This window comes from Telluria sp. ZB4P37 (assembly GCF_059685855.1).
In genome coordinates this window covers 64306-79856 of the sequence record NZ_JCASID010000011.1, presented here as the reverse complement: position 1 = coordinate 79856, position 15551 = coordinate 64306, and the positions used below count along the sequence as shown (strand labels likewise).

Annotated in this window: 11 protein-coding genes and 1 tRNA gene; 1 reads left to right on the top strand and 11 read right to left on the bottom strand. The window is 67.7% G+C overall.

The window, feature by feature from the left end; genetic code table 11:
* Positions 1-14: 14 nt before the first annotated feature.
* The 11 genes from AC56K1_RS16910 to AC56K1_RS16860 all read right to left on the bottom strand — a co-directional run bounded on the left by AC56K1_RS16910 (position 15) and on the right by AC56K1_RS16860 (position 14727).
* Positions 15-1961: an ATP-binding cassette domain-containing protein gene (locus tag AC56K1_RS16910; RefSeq protein WP_497158954.1), complete on the bottom strand. Its 1947-nt coding sequence runs from the start codon at positions 1959-1961 to the stop codon at positions 15-17.
* A gap of 220 nt (positions 1962-2181) precedes the next feature.
* A tRNA-Arg gene (locus AC56K1_RS16905) sits at positions 2182-2256 on the bottom strand.
* A gap of 233 nt (positions 2257-2489) precedes the next feature.
* Complete coding sequence (locus AC56K1_RS16900; protein ID WP_497158953.1) at positions 2490-3053, bottom strand: MarR family winged helix-turn-helix transcriptional regulator; 564 nt, start codon at positions 3051-3053, stop codon at positions 2490-2492.
* Between the two features lie 7 nt (positions 3054-3060).
* Positions 3061-4689: an AMP-binding protein gene (locus tag AC56K1_RS16895; RefSeq protein WP_497158952.1), complete on the bottom strand. Its 1629-nt coding sequence runs from the start codon at positions 4687-4689 to the stop codon at positions 3061-3063.
* Between the two features lie 80 nt (positions 4690-4769).
* Entirely contained in the window at positions 4770-5438 is a 669-nt protein-coding gene (locus AC56K1_RS16890; RefSeq protein ID WP_497158951.1) for a response regulator, read from the bottom strand.
* Positions 5439-5492: 54 nt separating this feature from the next.
* The gene (locus AC56K1_RS16885) at positions 5493-9722 is read right to left on the bottom strand and encodes a hybrid sensor histidine kinase/response regulator (protein ID WP_497158950.1); all 4230 of its coding nucleotides are present in this window, start codon (positions 9720-9722) and stop codon (positions 5493-5495) included.
* A 14-nt stretch (positions 9723-9736) separates the two neighbouring features.
* Positions 9737-10906 (bottom strand): patatin-like phospholipase family protein, encoded by a 1170-nt coding sequence (locus tag AC56K1_RS16880; RefSeq protein WP_497158949.1) that lies wholly within the window; start codon positions 10904-10906, stop codon positions 9737-9739.
* Positions 10907-11054: 148 nt separating this feature from the next.
* Positions 11055-11303, bottom strand: coding sequence for a hypothetical protein (locus AC56K1_RS16875; protein ID WP_497158948.1), 249 nt, complete (start codon positions 11301-11303; stop codon positions 11055-11057).
* Positions 11304-11347: 44 nt separating this feature from the next.
* Positions 11348-13126: a gamma-glutamyltransferase gene (gene ggt, locus AC56K1_RS16870; RefSeq protein WP_497159038.1), complete on the bottom strand. Its 1779-nt coding sequence runs from the start codon at positions 13124-13126 to the stop codon at positions 11348-11350.
* 105 nt (positions 13127-13231) lie between these two features.
* A complete protein-coding gene (locus AC56K1_RS16865) occupies positions 13232-13990 on the bottom strand; it encodes a 3-hydroxyacyl-CoA dehydrogenase (RefSeq protein WP_497158947.1) in 759 nt (252 codons plus the stop codon).
* Positions 13991-14106: 116 nt separating this feature from the next.
* Positions 14107-14727 (bottom strand): hypothetical protein, encoded by a 621-nt coding sequence (locus AC56K1_RS16860; protein ID WP_497158946.1) that lies wholly within the window; start codon positions 14725-14727, stop codon positions 14107-14109.
* Positions 14728-14794: 67 nt separating this feature from the next.
* Here AC56K1_RS16860 and AC56K1_RS16855 point away from each other — a divergent pair, with 67 nt between their 5' ends.
* Positions 14795-15391 carry a DsbA family protein gene (locus AC56K1_RS16855; RefSeq protein ID WP_497158945.1) on the top strand — a complete coding sequence of 199 codons (597 nt, stop codon included), beginning with the start codon at positions 14795-14797 and terminating at the stop codon, positions 15389-15391.
* The last annotated feature ends 160 nt before the right edge of the window (positions 15392-15551 follow it).

The window sequence follows — 15551 nt, the reverse complement described above, 5'->3', positions numbered from 1 at the left end:
CCCCCATGGTTAGGCTACTCTCCCCTGGCGCGGGCTTCCATGCGCTCCCATCGGTCCAGGGCGTCGAGCAGCAATTCCTCGATCTCGGCAAAGCGCTCGTTGATACGGCGCGCGTCGGCCGGGTTCTTTTTGTAGAAATCAGGTGCATTGAGCTGGGCCGTAATCGCCGACTGCTCGTCTTCGAGGGAAGCGATCAGCTTCGGCAGCTCTTCCAGCTCACGTTGTTCCTTATAGCTCAACTTTACCTTTTTAGCAGGTGTATTCTGTGCGGCAAATGATATTTCATCAGCTTTGGCGACTTCGTGCTTGGCGGCGGCAAGCTGGTTTGCCGCAGCGGCAGCAGCGACCGCTGCCATGGCAGGCGCACTGGCGCGCACGCGTTCCCAGTCGCTATAACCACCGACGTATTCGCGCCACAGTCCGTTACCTTCCGCCACGATCACCTGGGTCACGACGTTGTCGAGGAAGGTGCGGTCGTGGCTGACCAGGAACACGGTGCCGGTGTATTCCTCGAGCAGTTCTTCCAGCAGTTCCAGGGTCTCGATGTCGAGGTCGTTGGTCGGCTCGTCCAGCACCAGGCAGTTGGCCGGCTTGGCGAACAGGCGCGCCAGCAGCAAGCGGTTGCGCTCGCCACCCGAGAGCGATTTCACCGGCGAACGCGCGCGTTCCGGCGCGAACAGGAAGTCGTTGAGATAGGTCATCACGTGCTTCTTCTGCCCATTGACCTCGACCCAGTCGCTGCCCGGCGCGATGGTGTCGGCCAAGCTGGCGTTTTCATCGAGCTGGGCGCGCATCTGGTCGAAATAGGCAACGTTCAGCTTGGTGCCGAGGCGCACCTTGCCGCTGTCGGCGGTCTCGTCGCCCAGGATGATCTTGAGCAGCGTGGTCTTGCCGGCGCCGTTCGGCCCGATCAGGCCGACCTTGTCGCCGCGCAGGATGGTGCCAGAGAAGTTGGTAACGATGGTCTTCTCGCCATAGGCCTTGTAGATGTTTTCCATGTCCGCCACGATTTTGCCCGAGCGCTCGCCCATGCCGACGTCCAGCTTGATATTGCCCTGCTGCTCGCGGCGCGCGGTGCGCTGCAGGCGCAGCGCTTCCAGGCGGCGCACGCGGCCTTCGTCGCGGGTGCGGCGCGCCTGAACGCCCTTGCGGATCCAGACTTCTTCCTGGGCAAGGAATTTGTCGAACTTGGCATTTTCCACTTCCTCGTTGGCCAGCAGCTCGCGCTTGCGCTCCTGGTAGGTTGTGAAATTGCCCGGGAACGACAACAGATTGCCGCGGTCGAGCTCCAGGATGCGCGTGGCGACATTGTCCAGGAAGCTGCGGTCGTGGGTAATGAACAGCACCGAACCGCGGTATTCGCGCAGCAGGCTTTCCAGCCATTTAATCGAGGTAAAGTCGAGGTGGTTGGTCGGCTCGTCCAGCAGCAGCACGTCCGGCGCCGACACCAGCGCCACGGCCAGCGCCACGCGCTTTTGCATGCCGCCCGAGAGCGTGCCCATCTTGGCCGCGCCAGCCAGGCCCAGGCGGTCGAGGGTCGTGTCGACCTTGTGCTGCAGGTTCCAGCCGTCGGTGGCATCGAGCTTGACCTGGATGTCGTGCATGCGCTCCATCAGCGCCTCGTCGTTGTCGCCGCCGAACTGGCCGGTGAGCGCTTCGTACTCGTTGAGCATCGCCAGCTGGTCGCCCATGCCGCCGGCCACCGCGTCGAACACGGTGGTCTCGGGGTCGAAGGTCGGCTCCTGCTCGACATAGGCGATCTTGATGCCCTGCTGCATGACGAGCAGGCCGTCGTCGAGCTTGAAGCGGCCCGAAATGACTTTCAACAGCGACGATTTGCCGGTGCCGTTGCGACCGATCAGGCCGACGCGTTCGCCGGATTCGAGGGAGAAATCAGCGTGGTCGAGCAGCGCGACGTGGCCAAAGGCCAGTTGCGCGGATGAGAGAGAAATGACAGCCATGATCCATGTACCTGCCCACCGCCAGGACCTGGCCACAGGCAAAAAAATTGAAAGAAGCGCCCATTGTACCGACTGGGCGCGTGCTACCGGCAGTTTCCGGCGGCTGCCGCCCGCCGACGCCCATTCGGCATCCACGATGCAAGCACCGGAACGCGGCGATGAAGGGAATAAGGGCAATGCGGGCCGAACTTGCACGGATCGCCCGCACGGGCGCAAGAGATGGTGTCGCCAGCAGGAATCGAACCTGCATCTAAGTCTTAGGAGGACCTTGTACTATCCATTGTACTATGGCGACACATTTGCAAGACGGGTCTTGCAGCCCGCTATTGTACCAGCGGTCCAGCCAAAGCAGAACAGCCGCCTTGCCGCTCAACACTCCGCCATTTTTCCTGTCGAAAAATCTTACGGGCGCGTCCAACACCGACTGTCGCGCCTTCCCAAGACTTTGTTTTTGCAACGCTTATTTCCCCGGGCGCGCTGGACAAGGAACTTGCCCACGCTACGGGTTCGCTCTATGCCGGCATTCTCTTACTGGCCACCGGGGGCATTCTCGTCGATCCTGAGGCGCCGCTTCATCGACGCCAGCTGCGCGATCAGGCCGGCCTTGTCCTCGGCCGGGATATCGGCCAGCATCTCGTCGATCCAGCGCTCGTGCACGGCCGCCATCTCGGCAAAGGCGGTGCGGCCGGCCGGAGTCAGGCGCACCGCCCAGGCGCGCCGGTCGCTTGGATCGGGCACCCGCACCACCAGCTTCTCGCGTTCGAGCTGGTCGGTGATGCCGGTAACATTGCCCCCCGTGACCATCATGCGCCTGGACAGCTCGCCCATGCGCAACCCGTCGGGATAGCGTTCGAGCTGCGCCATCAGGTCGAACCGCGGCAGCGTGATGTTGAAGGTGGCGCGCAGCCGGCTGCGGATCTCGTTTTCGATACGCACGGTGCAGGAGAGCATGCGCAGCCACAGCTTGAGCGACTGGTGGTGCTCGCTCGTCAGCCGGCTCGCCAGGTCCAGCCCGGCCACGCGCTCCTGCTCCGTGGGTGCCCTGCCCTGCTCCGGCCCCTTGCCGAGGTCCTGCTCTTCCAGATCCGCCATAGTTTCCTCACACTGCATCGTTACGAAGTTTAAACCGCTGCAGTTTACCGGTTTCGGTGCGCGGCAGCTGTTCGCGGAAGCGCACCACGCGCGGATACTTGTACGGAGCGATCTGCGCCTTGACGAATTCCTGCAGCGCCAGCGCCGTGTCGCCCGACGCTTCCACACCGGGCTTGAGCACCACGTGGGCTTCGACCACCTGGCCGCGCTCCGCGTCCTGCCGACCGACGACCCCGCACTCGGCCACCGCCGGGTGGTGCAGCAGTGCTTCCTCGACCTCGGCGCCGGCGATGTTGTAGCCGGCCGAGATGATCATGTCGTCCAGCCGCGAGCGGTAATAGAAATAGCCGTCCGCATCCATCTCGTAGGCGTCACCGGTGAGGTTCCAGCCGGCGTGCACGTAGTCGCGCTGGCGCGGGTCGTCCAGGTAACGGCAGCCAGTCGGCCCTTTCACGGCCAGGCGTCCGATGGTGCCCGGTGCGACCGGCTGGTCGTCTTCGTCGAGGATGCAGGCGACATAGCCCGGCACCGGCTTGCCGGTAGCGCCGGGGCGCACCTCGCTGCCGGCGGCGGAAATGAAAATGTGCAGCATCTCGGTGGCGCCGATCCCGTCGATCATGGCCAGGCCGGTGGCGTCCTGCCAGGCTTCGCGCGTCGCCAGCGGCAGCGCCTCGCCGGCCGACACCGTGCGGGTCAGGCTCGCGAGATCGAAGCGCGGCGCCAGTTGCGCCATCTGGCGGTAGAAGGTCGGCGCCGTGAAGCAGACCGTGGCGCGGTGCTGCTCGATGGCCCCCAAGAGCGTTTCCGGGCTGAGTTTCTCGATCAGTACGGCGCCGGCGCCGACCCGCAGCGGGAACAGCAGCAGCCCCCCCAGGCCGAAGGTAAAGGCCAGCGGCGGCGTGCCGATGAAGACGTCGTCGATGCTGGAACCCAGGGTATGGCGCGGGAAGCAGTCGCAGATCGCCAGCAGGTCGCGATGAAAATGCATCGTCCCCTTCGGCACACCGGTGGTGCCCGAGGTAAAACTGATCAGGCAGACGTCGTCCGCCGCGGTATCGGGCGCCGCGAACGGGGCGTCGTGGCCGGCCATGCGCGCCTCTAACGAATCGGCCGCGCCCGGGTCGTCGAACAGCAGCAGCGGCAGCCCGGGGCGCCCCATGGCGTCGATCTCGGCGCGCAGCGAGGCCGCGCACAGCACGGCGTCGACCTGCGCGCGTTCGGCGATCGTGCCCAGCTCGCGGGCGCGCAGCAGCGGCATGGTCGGCACCGCGATGCAGCCGGCCTTGATGACGGCCAGGATGCAGGCCGCCATCGTCGGGCAGTTGGCGCCGCGTACCAGCACGCGGTTGCCGGTGGCCAGGCCGAGGTCGTCGCGTAGAACGTGGGCGATGCGGTCGACCCGCGCGCGCAGCTGCGCATAGCTGAGGCGCTCGCGCGTCCCGACCAGGGCGGTGCGGGCATCCCAGCCGCGCGGCGCGGCCCCGTCCAGCAGTTCGGCGGCGCAGTTCAACCGCGGCGGGTACTGCAGTTCGGGCAGGTCGAACAGGAATTCCGGCCATTCGCCCGGGGGCGGCAGCTTGGCGCGGGCGAAGCCGTCGGCGTAGCCGGACGGCTGGAGTGCTACGGATGCGGTCATCTCGGATTCCTGTAGATATTCAGGCAACAGTCCGCAGGTACTTTAAATCTAAAGTAATACGTCAGCAAGCGGAATCGTCCTCAAGCCTGCGTGCGTCGTTCCTGGCTCCGGGCGGCGTCCAGCGCGAATGCGAGGGCGGTACTCGCGCCCTGGCTGCCTGCTTGCTGCGCAGCGGCGCGCAGCCGCAGCGCGCCGGCATGCATCCCGAGCGTGGCGCAGCCTTCGGCCAGGCGCAGCAGGGGCGCGGTGGCCGGCTCCGCGGCCGCTTCGCCGAGCTGGCGCTGCAGGCCGGCTAGGTAGACCAGCAGGCGCTCGGGCGCGATGCCCAGGCGCTGCGCCACCTCGGCCGGTGCTTCGTCCGGCGCTGCATCCGCCTGCGCCACCCGCGCCAGCTGGGCGCGTACCTGCTCCAGTGCGAAGGGCTTGACGATATAGCCGTCCGCGCCCAGGCGCCCGGCTTCGGCCATGGTCTCGGCGTCGGACGCGGCCGACACCAGCACGAAGGGCATGGATGCCAGCGCCGCATCGCCGCGCATGCGCGCCAGCAGCTCCATGCCGGAGAGCTTCGGCATGCGCAGGTCGCAGAACACGATGGCCGGCGGCAAGCCGGCCGCCAGCTGGCCCCAAGCGTCCTCGCCGTCTTCTGCTTCCGCGATTGCGTATTGCCCGCAGCTGTCGACCAGATGCATCAGCATCATGCGCGACACCACGTCGTCGTCCACCACCAGAACCTTCATGCCTGTGTCCATATTCAATCCACCGTCGTTGCAAGGATCATGCCGACATTATATGCAGGAGCCGGGTCAAGCCCCGGACGCCTGGAACGCGGCCAGCAGCATGCGCAGACGCGCCATCCCGGCCACGACCCGTGCGCGGTCGCCGGTATCGGCTGCCACCTCGAGGTCGCCGCACAAGGATTCGAGCGCGGCTTCGCCCAGGTGGGCGGCGCTGCCGCGCAGGCCGTGCAGCACCCTGCCCGCGGCCTCCATGTCGCCCGCCTCCAGCGCCGCATCGAGCTCGCCGCGGCGGCGCGGCAGGTCGGCGCTGAAGGCTGCCTGCAGGCGCGCCTTCAGGTCGTCGGCGCGGCGGCCCGGATTGACCGGCGCCGGCACGGCATCCAGGACCGGCGCCACGCCGAACATCGCGTCCAGCGCCGCCATCGGGGCCTGTTCCGCGTCCGGGCTCGCGGGGGCCGGCGGCATGGGCGCCAACGGCATGCCGCGCTGGAGCTGGCGCTCGATGGCGCGCGAGATCTGCTGGTGCAGCGCGTCCTCGTCGATCGGCTTGGTCAGGAAGGCGTCCATGCCGCAGGCCAGGTAGCGGGCGCGGTCTTCGTCGCTGGCGTTGGCGGTGAGCGCCACGATCATCAGGTGCTGGTCGAGCACCCGGGCGTCCGGCGTGCCGCCGGCGCGGATCAGGCGGGTGGCGGTGGCCCCGTCCATCTCGGGCATGCGGCCATCCATCAGCACCAGGTCGTAACGGGTGCGGGCGCAGGCCGCCACCGCCTGGGTGCCGTTCTCGGCGATATCGACCTGGTGGCCCATCTCCTCGATCATCACGCGCGCGATGATCTGGTTGGTCGGGTAGTCTTCCGCGCACAGGATGCGCAGCTTGTGCGTATGCGGGGCCAGCGCCTCGTGCTCCAGGTGCAGAGGCTCGACGCCGTCAGCCAGCGGCAGCACCACGCTGAACGTGCTGCCCTTGCCCTCAAGGCTGTTGACGGTGATGGACCCGCCCATGTGGGCGACCAGCTGGCGGCAGATCGCCAGTCCCAGGCCGGTGCCGCCGTAGCGGCGCGTGGTGGTGGTGTCGGCCTGCTCGAATTTCTGGAACAGGCGCGGCAGCGCGGCGGCCGGGATGCCGATGCCGGTATCGCGCACCGTGAAGCGCACCATGTTCCAGCCGTCGCCACGCACCTGGTCTTCCGTGCGCAGTTCCACTTCCACCGAAATGCTGCCCGACCTGGTGAACTTGAAGGCATTGCCGACCAGGTTGACCAGCACCTGGCGCACCCGCGTCGGGTCGCCCACCACGTAACGCGGCAGGTTGGCGTCGAGGCTGACGTCGAAGCCCACGCTCTTGCCCGCCGCCTGCTCTTCGAACAGGCTGGCCACGCCGCGGATCGTGCCGTGCAGGTCGAAGTCGATGTTCTCGATACTGAGCTTGCCCGCCTCGATCTTGGAAAAATCGAGCAGGTCGTTAATGATCGCCAGCAGGGCCTGGGCATTGGCCTGGCCGCGCCCGATCTGGTCGCGCGTGTTCTCGCGCAGCGCGCCGTCGCGCAGCGCGAAGCCGAGCATGCCGATCACGCCAGCCAGCGGGGTGCGCATCTCGTGGCTCATGTTGGCCAGGAATTCGGACTTCTGGCGCGTCGCATCCTCGGCGCGCTGCTTGGCCTGGCGCAGGAATTCCTCGTTCTCCTGCAGCGCACGGTAAGCGCGCGCCAGCTCGTTGGACTGTTGGCGCACGCGCATTTCCTGCTCACGCAGCGCCTGGGTCTGGCTTTCCAGCACGCGGTTCTGCTGCTCGACCTGCTCGGTGCGCGCGCCGACCTGGCGCGCCAGCTGCTCTTTCTGGCGGCGCAGGCCTGACATGCGCATGCGCACCCCGGCATACACCGAGGTAATCAGGAGCAGCGCGGCGATCGCGCGGAACCAGGGCGTGCCCCAGGGCGGCGGCTCGATCGTGATCGCCAGCGCGGCCGCCTGCTCGCTCCAGACGCCGTCCTTGTTGGCGGCGCGCACCCGGAACACATAGGTGCCCGGGTCCAGGTTGGTGTAGGTGGCGAAGCGCTTGCCGGCATCGGCCTGGACCCAGTCCTTGTCGAAGCCATCCAAGCGGTAGGCAAAGCGGTTACGCGCCGGCGCCGCGAAGTGCAGGGCCGAGAATTCGAGCGAGAACACCGAGGCCCCGGCCGGCAAGGTCACCGCCTCGGCATGCTCGATCGGGCGGTTCAAGACGCCGGGCAGCTCCTGCTCGATCGGCCGATTGAATACCTGCAGGCCTGTGATGACGGGACGCGGCGGCACCCGGTTGTCGCGGATGGCGCGCGGATCGAATGCGGTAATGCCGTTGAAGCCGCCGAAGTAGAGGGTTCCGTCTGGTCCGCGCAGCGCCGCGCCGTCGATGAAGGCACCCTCGGTGATGCCGTCGGCTGCCGCGTAGCTGCGCCAGCGCTTGCTGACCGGGTCGAAGCACGACAGCCCGTTGTTGGTGCTGATCCACAGGCGGCCGTCGCCGTCTTCCTGGATGCCGGCCACGGCATCGTCGGCCAGGCCGTCGCGGGTGGTATAGCGCACGAAGCTCACCGAGCCGTCGCTTGCCGTGACCATGCGGTTCAGGCCGACGGCGGTGCCGACCCAGACGTCGCCGCGGCTGTCCTCGAACAGGTAATGGACTTCGTCGTGGCTCAGGCTGGCCGCGTCGAACGGGTCGTGGCGGAAGTGGCGGAAGCGCCCGCTGGCGCGGTCCATCAGGTCCAGGCCGTCGAAGGTGCCGACCCACATCCGGCCGCGCCGGTCGTGCAGCACCGGACGCACGGTGTCGTCGGCCAGGGTGGTGGACTTGGCGGGGTCGTGGCGGTAGCTCTCGACCTTGCGCGTGACCGGGTCGAGCCGGTGCAGGCCGCCGCGGGTGGTGATCCACATGAAGCCGTCCGGCCCGGCCGTCACCCCGCGCACGTTGTTGGCGTCGGCATCGCCCGGCAGCAGCTGGCGCACGAACCGGCGCGACACCGGGTCGAACGAGGTGATGCCGGTGCGGCTGCCGATCCACAGCAGGCCCTTGCGGTCGCGCGCCAGCGCGGTGGCCGGCATGTCGACCAGGCTGTTCGGGTTGCGCGGGTCGTGGCGGTAGACGGTGGCTTGTCCGGTCGCCGGGTCGATGTGGTTCAGCGCGGATCCGGTGCCGACCCACAGCTTGTCGCCGTCGGCCAGCAGCGCCAGCGCCTTGCTGTCGGCCAGCGCATCAGGCCCTTCGTCGCCGCGAACGATGCGGGCAAAGCCCCCGCTGCCCAGGTCCACCCGCGACACGCCGGCATACCAGGTGCCGACCCAGAAGGTGCCGAGGCGGTCGCGGTACAGGGCCGAGACCTGGTTGTCGGCCAGGCTATGGCGGTCGGCGACGGCGTGCCGGTGGCTCTCGAACGCGTCCTCGCGGCCGCGCCAGCGCAGCAGACCATGATCGTGGGTGCCGATCCAGATCTCGTTGCCGGCGTCCTGGTACAGCGCCGTGATCCACCACGGGCCGAGGCCGTCGGCCTGGCTGAAGCGGCGCACCGCGCCGGCCGTCTTGCCGGCCAGATCGCGCCGTTCCAGCCCGCCCAGCCGGCCCACCCAGAGGCGCTGGGCGCCGTCGATCATCAGCGCGCGCACCGGATTCTCGCGCGGGCCGAGCCCCGACGCATGGTGCTCGAAACCTTCGCGCGCGGGGCCCAGGCTGTCCAGGCCCGCGCTGGTCCCAACCCACAGCCGCCCGCCCGCGTCCAGCGCCAGGGCGTTGACGCTGTCGTCGCTCAGCGTGCGCTCGTTGCCGTTTTCGTGGTGCCAGGTCGTGAAGCGGCGCAGCACGGTGTCGAAATGCTGCAGACCGTCGCTGGTGCCGATCCACAGCCCGTCGCGGCCATCGCCGACGATGGCCGTGATATGGCGGTTGCCGTTGCCGCGCCTTGCGGTTTCGTTCGGGACGAACACGGTGAAGGTCCGGGTGACCGGGTCGTACAGATTCAGGCCGCCGTCGGTGCCCAGCCACAGGCGGCCGTGGCGGTCGAGGTGCAGCACGCGCACCCAGTTGTTCGACAGGGTGCGCGCCTTGCCCGGCACGCTGCGGTAATTGATGAAGCGGTAGCCGTCGAAGCGCGACAGCCCGTTCTGGGTGCCGAACCACATGAAGCCGTCGCGGTCCTGGACCACGGCCAGCACCGTTTCCTGCGTCAGGCCCTCGGCCACCGACAGGTGCTCGAAGCGCAGGGTCAGACGCGGCGCCGCGGCCAAGCCGTTCGCGCACAGCGCCAGCAGCAGCGCTGCCGCAAGCATCCGCAGCAGCGCCCTCATTGCGGGAAAAACGCCAGCACGTCGTCGCGCCGGGCCAGGGTGTCGTGTTCGCCGAGCCGGATCAGCTCGCGCGTATAGCTGCCTTCGAACAGCAGGTAGGACGCCAGCGCCGCGCCGCGCGACTCCAGCGCGCCGATCCCGCCCAGCAGCGTGCGCACCGGCGCCGGCAAGGTGTGGACGTGGCGGCTGGCGATGTCGTCGAGCCGCTCGGACGGCGAGATCACCAGGAGCTCCAGGCGCCGTAGCGGCAGCGCCGCCCGTGCCTCCGGCGGCACGCGCTCGAGGGTCTGGTTCACGCGCTGCAGGCGCTCGATGTCGGCCGCCAGGCTGTCGAGGAAGATCGAGGACAGCGCATGGCCGGCGATCTGGGCCAGGCTCGGATAACCGGAATCCGGCGCGGGATCGGTTGCTGCCTCGGACATACGCCCTCCCCCCACCACCAGCACCCGCGTCGCGCCCAGGTGGATGGCGGGCGCTATCGGCGCCAGCTGGCGCATCGAGCCGTCGCCGCAGTATTCGCGCCGTCCGCCCAGGTAGAGCGGCACGGCCGGGAAGATGAAGGGAATCGCACTCGAGGCCAGCAGGTGCTCGATGCTGATCTGGGTCGACAGGGCCAGGCGCTGGTGCCGGGTCCACGGCACGATCTCGCGCGCGGCCTGGTAGAAGGTAATGTGGTGGCCGCTGCTGTAGGACGAAGCGGTGATCGCCAGCGCATGCAGCACGCCGTCGGCCAGCGCGGCATCGAGGCGCGGCAGGTCGAGCGCGCGGTGCAGCAGGCCGGCGAGCGGGGTGTTGTCGAGCAGGGACTGGGGCGGCGCCGCATGCCATTTTCGCAGCATCCAGCCGAACGAGAGCAGCGAGAGCCAGCGCGCGCCCGAGCGCAGCACGGCCAGCGAATCGGCGCGGTACACCTGGTGTGCAGCCATGCCCTCCCACACGCTAAGGAGGCCGCGCACGGCGCTGGAAAAGTCGTCGGCGCGGCAGGCCAGCGCGGTCGCGTTCAGGGCGCCGGCCGAGGTGCCGCAAATGATGTCGAAGGGGGAACGCAGGGCCGGACGGCCGGCGTCGGCGAGAATGCGCTCGATCGCATGCATCACGCCAGCCTGGTAGGCGGCGCGTGCTCCACCGCCTGTGAGGATCAGGCCTGTTTTCTCTTTACTGTCCACCCGGTAAGGTTAGCAAAAAACGGGGTGCCCTAGGGAAATTAAATGAATTTTAGTTGCTTTTACGCCGACTTTTGGTGTGGTTAACCGGGTCTGGCGCCAGGGCTGGCTGCCCGCCTGCACCGCGTGTGAACCTGCAGGAGAGAAAGAATCAGACGGTGTTTGGCAGGAAAAAGTGTTTGATGGCAGTGGCATACGGTTCCCACCGGGTCTTCTCGATCTCGCCAAGCATATACTGGGTGCGCGAGGCTTCGTCCCAGGAAGCGAGCTCCTCGAGTTCTTCCGTGAGCAGATCGCGGTACTTGCGGACGGTTTTGGCCCTGGCCCCTTCCAGGATGCGATTGCACAATCCAGAGGCGCGAATTGTTTCCTCGGCGCGGTGCGTCCCATCGGCGTCCAACCCTTGCCTGGGGTGGACCGTGCCAGATGAGTGGCCACCTTTCTTCAGTCCCCTTTCGCCACACCCTCGCGCCGCGGATCCGCCCCGCCATACCACAGCGGCACCCCATGCACCTCGATGCGCTGGATGCCATGCAGCCCCGAGGTCTGCTCGCCCAGCCGCACCTTGTGCCCGCGCGCATTCAGCGCCTCGATCGTGGCCGACGGGAAGCGCCCCGCTTCCAGCTCGGTCGGCCCATTGCGGCTGCCGAAGTTGGGCAGCGCAATCGCCTGCTGCACGTTCAGGCCCCAGTCGAGCGTGCCGACCAGGACTTTCGCGACGTAGTTGATGATGGCCGGGCCGCCGGGTGAACCGACCGTCAGCACCAGCTTGCCGGTTTTTTTATCGAATACCACGGTCGGCGACATCGCGCTGCGCGGGCGCTTGTTCGCTTCGACGCGGTTGGCGACCAAGCCGTCCGCATCACGCGAAGCGAAGGAGAAATCGGTGAGCTGGTTATTCAGGATGAAGCCGTTGACCATCTGGCGCGAACCAAACGCGTCTTCGACGGTGGTGGTCATCGCCAGTCCCATGCCGTAGCCGTCCACCACCGCCACGTGCGAGGTGGACGGCGTTTCGATGGCGCTGTCCTTGCCCCAGCTCCAGGCGACCTCCATGCCTGGCGGCTTGCCGGCCGGCGCCTCGCCCATCGAGCGCCGGCCTACCAGTTTGGCGCGCTGCGCGAGGTAGCCCTTGTCGATCAGGCTCGGGATGCCGCGCCCCGGCAGCGGGACGAAGTCGGTATCGGCCGCGTAGCGGTTGCGGTCGGCGTAGGCCAGCCGCCCCACTTCGCTGAAGACGTGCAGCGCATCCGGTCCCGGTACGCCGTTCGCTGGGGCCAGCGCGCGCATGTCGATGGTCTCGAACATGCCCAGCATCTGGGCCACGGCGATGCCGCCGGACGAAGGCGGCGGCATGCCGCACACGGTGTATGCGCGATAGTCGCTGCAGACCGGCACCCGGACCTTCGGCTGGTAGGCGGCGATATCAAGGGCGCTGAGCAGACCCGGATTGGTCGGGTGGCCCTGCACCTTGGCCGCGATGTCGCGCGCGATGCGGCCGGTGTAGAAGACTTCGGCGCCGCCCTCTGCGATCTCGCGCAGGGTCTTCGCCAGCGCGGGATTCTTCAGGACGTGGCCGACGGCCCAGGGCTGGCCGCCGTTACCATAAAAGTAGCGCGCCGCTTCGGCATCCTTGCGCAGGTGGGCGTCACTTAGCAGCAGCGCGTGCAGGCGCGGGCTGACCTTGAAGCCGCCCTCCGACAGGCGCACGGCGGGCGCGAACAGCGTCTTCCATGGCAGCTTGCCGTGCTGGCTGTGCGCCAGCGCCAGCATGCGCAGCACGCCGGGCGCGCCGGTCGAGCGCCCACCCACCACGCCTTCGGTGCGCGACACCGGGCTGCCGTCCGGACGCTGGAACAGGCGCTCGTCGGCCTTGGAGGGCGCGGTCTCGCGGCCGTCGAACGCCTGGGTCTGCTTGCCATCGTAATGGACCAGGAAGGCGCCGCCGCCGATGCCGGACGATTGTGGCTCGACCAGGGTCAGCACAAGCTGGGTGGCAATCGCCGCGTCGATGGCGCTGCCGCCCTGCTTCAAGATCTGGTAGCCCGCTTCCACCGCCAGCGGGTTGGCCGCGGCCACCATGTAGTTTCTGGCCGGCCAACCGGATTTCTCGACATAGCCTGTGGCCGCTTCGGGGGCGGCCTGGCGCGTGTCCTGGGCGTGGAGGGGCTGGGCGGCGGCCAGCGCCAGCGCGAGTGCCAGGCCGGCCTCACGGATCTTCATCTTGTTCAATTCAAGTCTCCGGAAAACAAAACGGGCGCGCAGCTTGCGCCGCGCGCCCGACATCTGGCTATCCTACAACAATTGGCAAGAGCCTTCAGGAATTGCTTACTTTGGCTGCATGCGGATCGCGCCGTCGAGGCGGATCGTCTCGCCGTTGAGCATGACGTTTTCGATGATGGCCTTGGCCAGGTGCGCGTATTCCTTCGGCATGCCGAGGCGCGGTGGGAAGGGAACCATCTTGCCCAGCGACTCGCGCACTTCTTCCGGCATGCCCATCAGCATCGGGGTTTCGAAGATGCCCGGAGCGATGGTCATGACGCGGATGCCGCTGCGCGCCAGGTCGCGCGCCATCGGCAGGGTCATGCCGGCAACGGCGGCTTTCGATGAACCGTAGGCGGCCTGGCCGATCTGGCCGTCGAAGGCCGCGACCGAGGCGGTATTGATGATGATGCCGCGCTCGCCGTATTCGGCGCCCTCGGTTTTACCCATGGCGTCGGCCGCCAGGCGGCACATGTTGAAGGTACCGACCAAATTGATGTTCACCGCGCGCTGGAAGGCATCCAGCGGGTGCGGGCCGTCCTTGCCGACGGTCTTGATGGCCGGCGCCACGCCGGCGCAGTTGACCAGGCCACGCAAGGTGCCCAGCTTGCCTGCCGCCTCGACGGCCGCCAGGCCATCGGCTTCGGAAGTGACGTCGCACTTGACGAACTGGCCACCGAGCTCGGCTGCCAGCGCGGTGCCGGCGTCGACCTGCACGTCGGCGATGACGACCTTGCCGCCCGCTTCGGTCAGCATGCGTGCCGTGGCTGCTCCAAGCCCCGACGCGCCACCGGTCACGATGAACACATTGTTCTGAATTTGCATGGTTTTCCCTTATAGAAGTTCTAGTAACCGCTGTTCATGACGTTAACGTAAACGTCAAACAGCGGCATTGTAGCGAACTTTTGACAGGAAAAACCATGCCTGCACTGCCCTCGGGATCAAAAGCACTGCATGGTGGCGCCGCTGCGGGTGCACAGCTGGCCGCTGCTACTGACTGCCGTATTGCCGGGACCGGCGGCGTTGTAGCCGGCGCCCGAGGTGTCGGTGCAATTGCCGCCGATGCAGCCCACCACCTGGGTAGAGGACGGGCCGGCAGGCCGCGGCGCAGCCTGAGGCTCGGCGCGGGGCGCCGGCTGGGGCATCCGGGTGGCGACGCGCGGCGTGCTCTCGATGCGCTGGTCTACCGAACGCCGCTGGGCCTGCTTGCCCTTCTTGCTTGGGGGCTTGCGCTTGCCCGCGTCCTGGCTCGGCTGACCCTGCTGTGGCTGCGCGGCTTGCGGTGCGGGACGGGCCGACGGATCGACCTCCAGGTGCTTGCTGGTGGGCGGCTGGCCGGCGCGCTCTTCCTGCGCCTGCGGCCGGGCTTCCCCGGATGGCTGCGGTGAAGCCGGGGGCGCCGGCGCCGGGGCCGGCATGGCCTGCGGATGGAGTACCGGGCCATAGGTGGCGCTGTCGACTGGTTTACTCGGCGTCGGCGTCAGCGCCGGCTGGTTCTGGGCCAGCGCGCTTGCGGCACCCAGCGCGAACAGCACGGCAATGGTGGACTTGATTGGACTCATGGCGCACCTCATGCAATTCGAATGGTCAGGCGATCATTATCGGCCTGCGCCGCCCACCGGGGCGCACATGACGGATTGTCGGCCGGTAACGGGCGGCAGGCAGACGGGAGCGCATGCGAAGATCGCGGCATCGATGACGCAAGGAGCAGGGATGAACCAGGTGCAGATCCAGGAAGACGACCACGTGCGCGGCAATCGCGATGCCGATGTCGTCATTGTCGAGTATGGCGATTTCCAGTGCCCGTATTGCGCAAGGGCCCGCCCTACCCTGCTTGAGCTGCAGCAGCGCCATGGCGAGCGGATCGCCCTGGTCTACCGCCACCTGCCGCTCGGGATGCACCCACTTGCCGAGCCCGCTGCCGAGGCCGCGGAGGCCGCCGGCGCGCAGGGCAAGTTCTGGGAAATGCACGATGCACTGTTCGAGCGCCAGGCGCAGGTGACGCCGGGGCAGTTGCCGCTGCTGGCACGCGAACTGGGCGTGGATGGGGCGCGGCTCGAGGAGGAGTTGGCGCAGCGGCGCTACCGCGAGCGGATCGCGGCGCAGGCGGCCCAGGGCAAGTCGCTGGGGGCGACAGGGACGCCGAGCTTTTTTATCAATGGCGAGCGGTATGAGGGGGATTCGGACCGGGAGTCCCTTACTGCAGCCGTCGAAGGGTATTTGTAGGGTGGACGGGATAATTTCGGGCAATGCCCGGAATGACGAACGCCCGCGCGTTCAACCATCCGACGAACACCCCCGGCGCAACAATTCACGTGGATTTGAACGCGCGGGGTGATGCGGCCCAGTGGACCGGATCACAAGCCGCCCACCTACGGGTTAACGA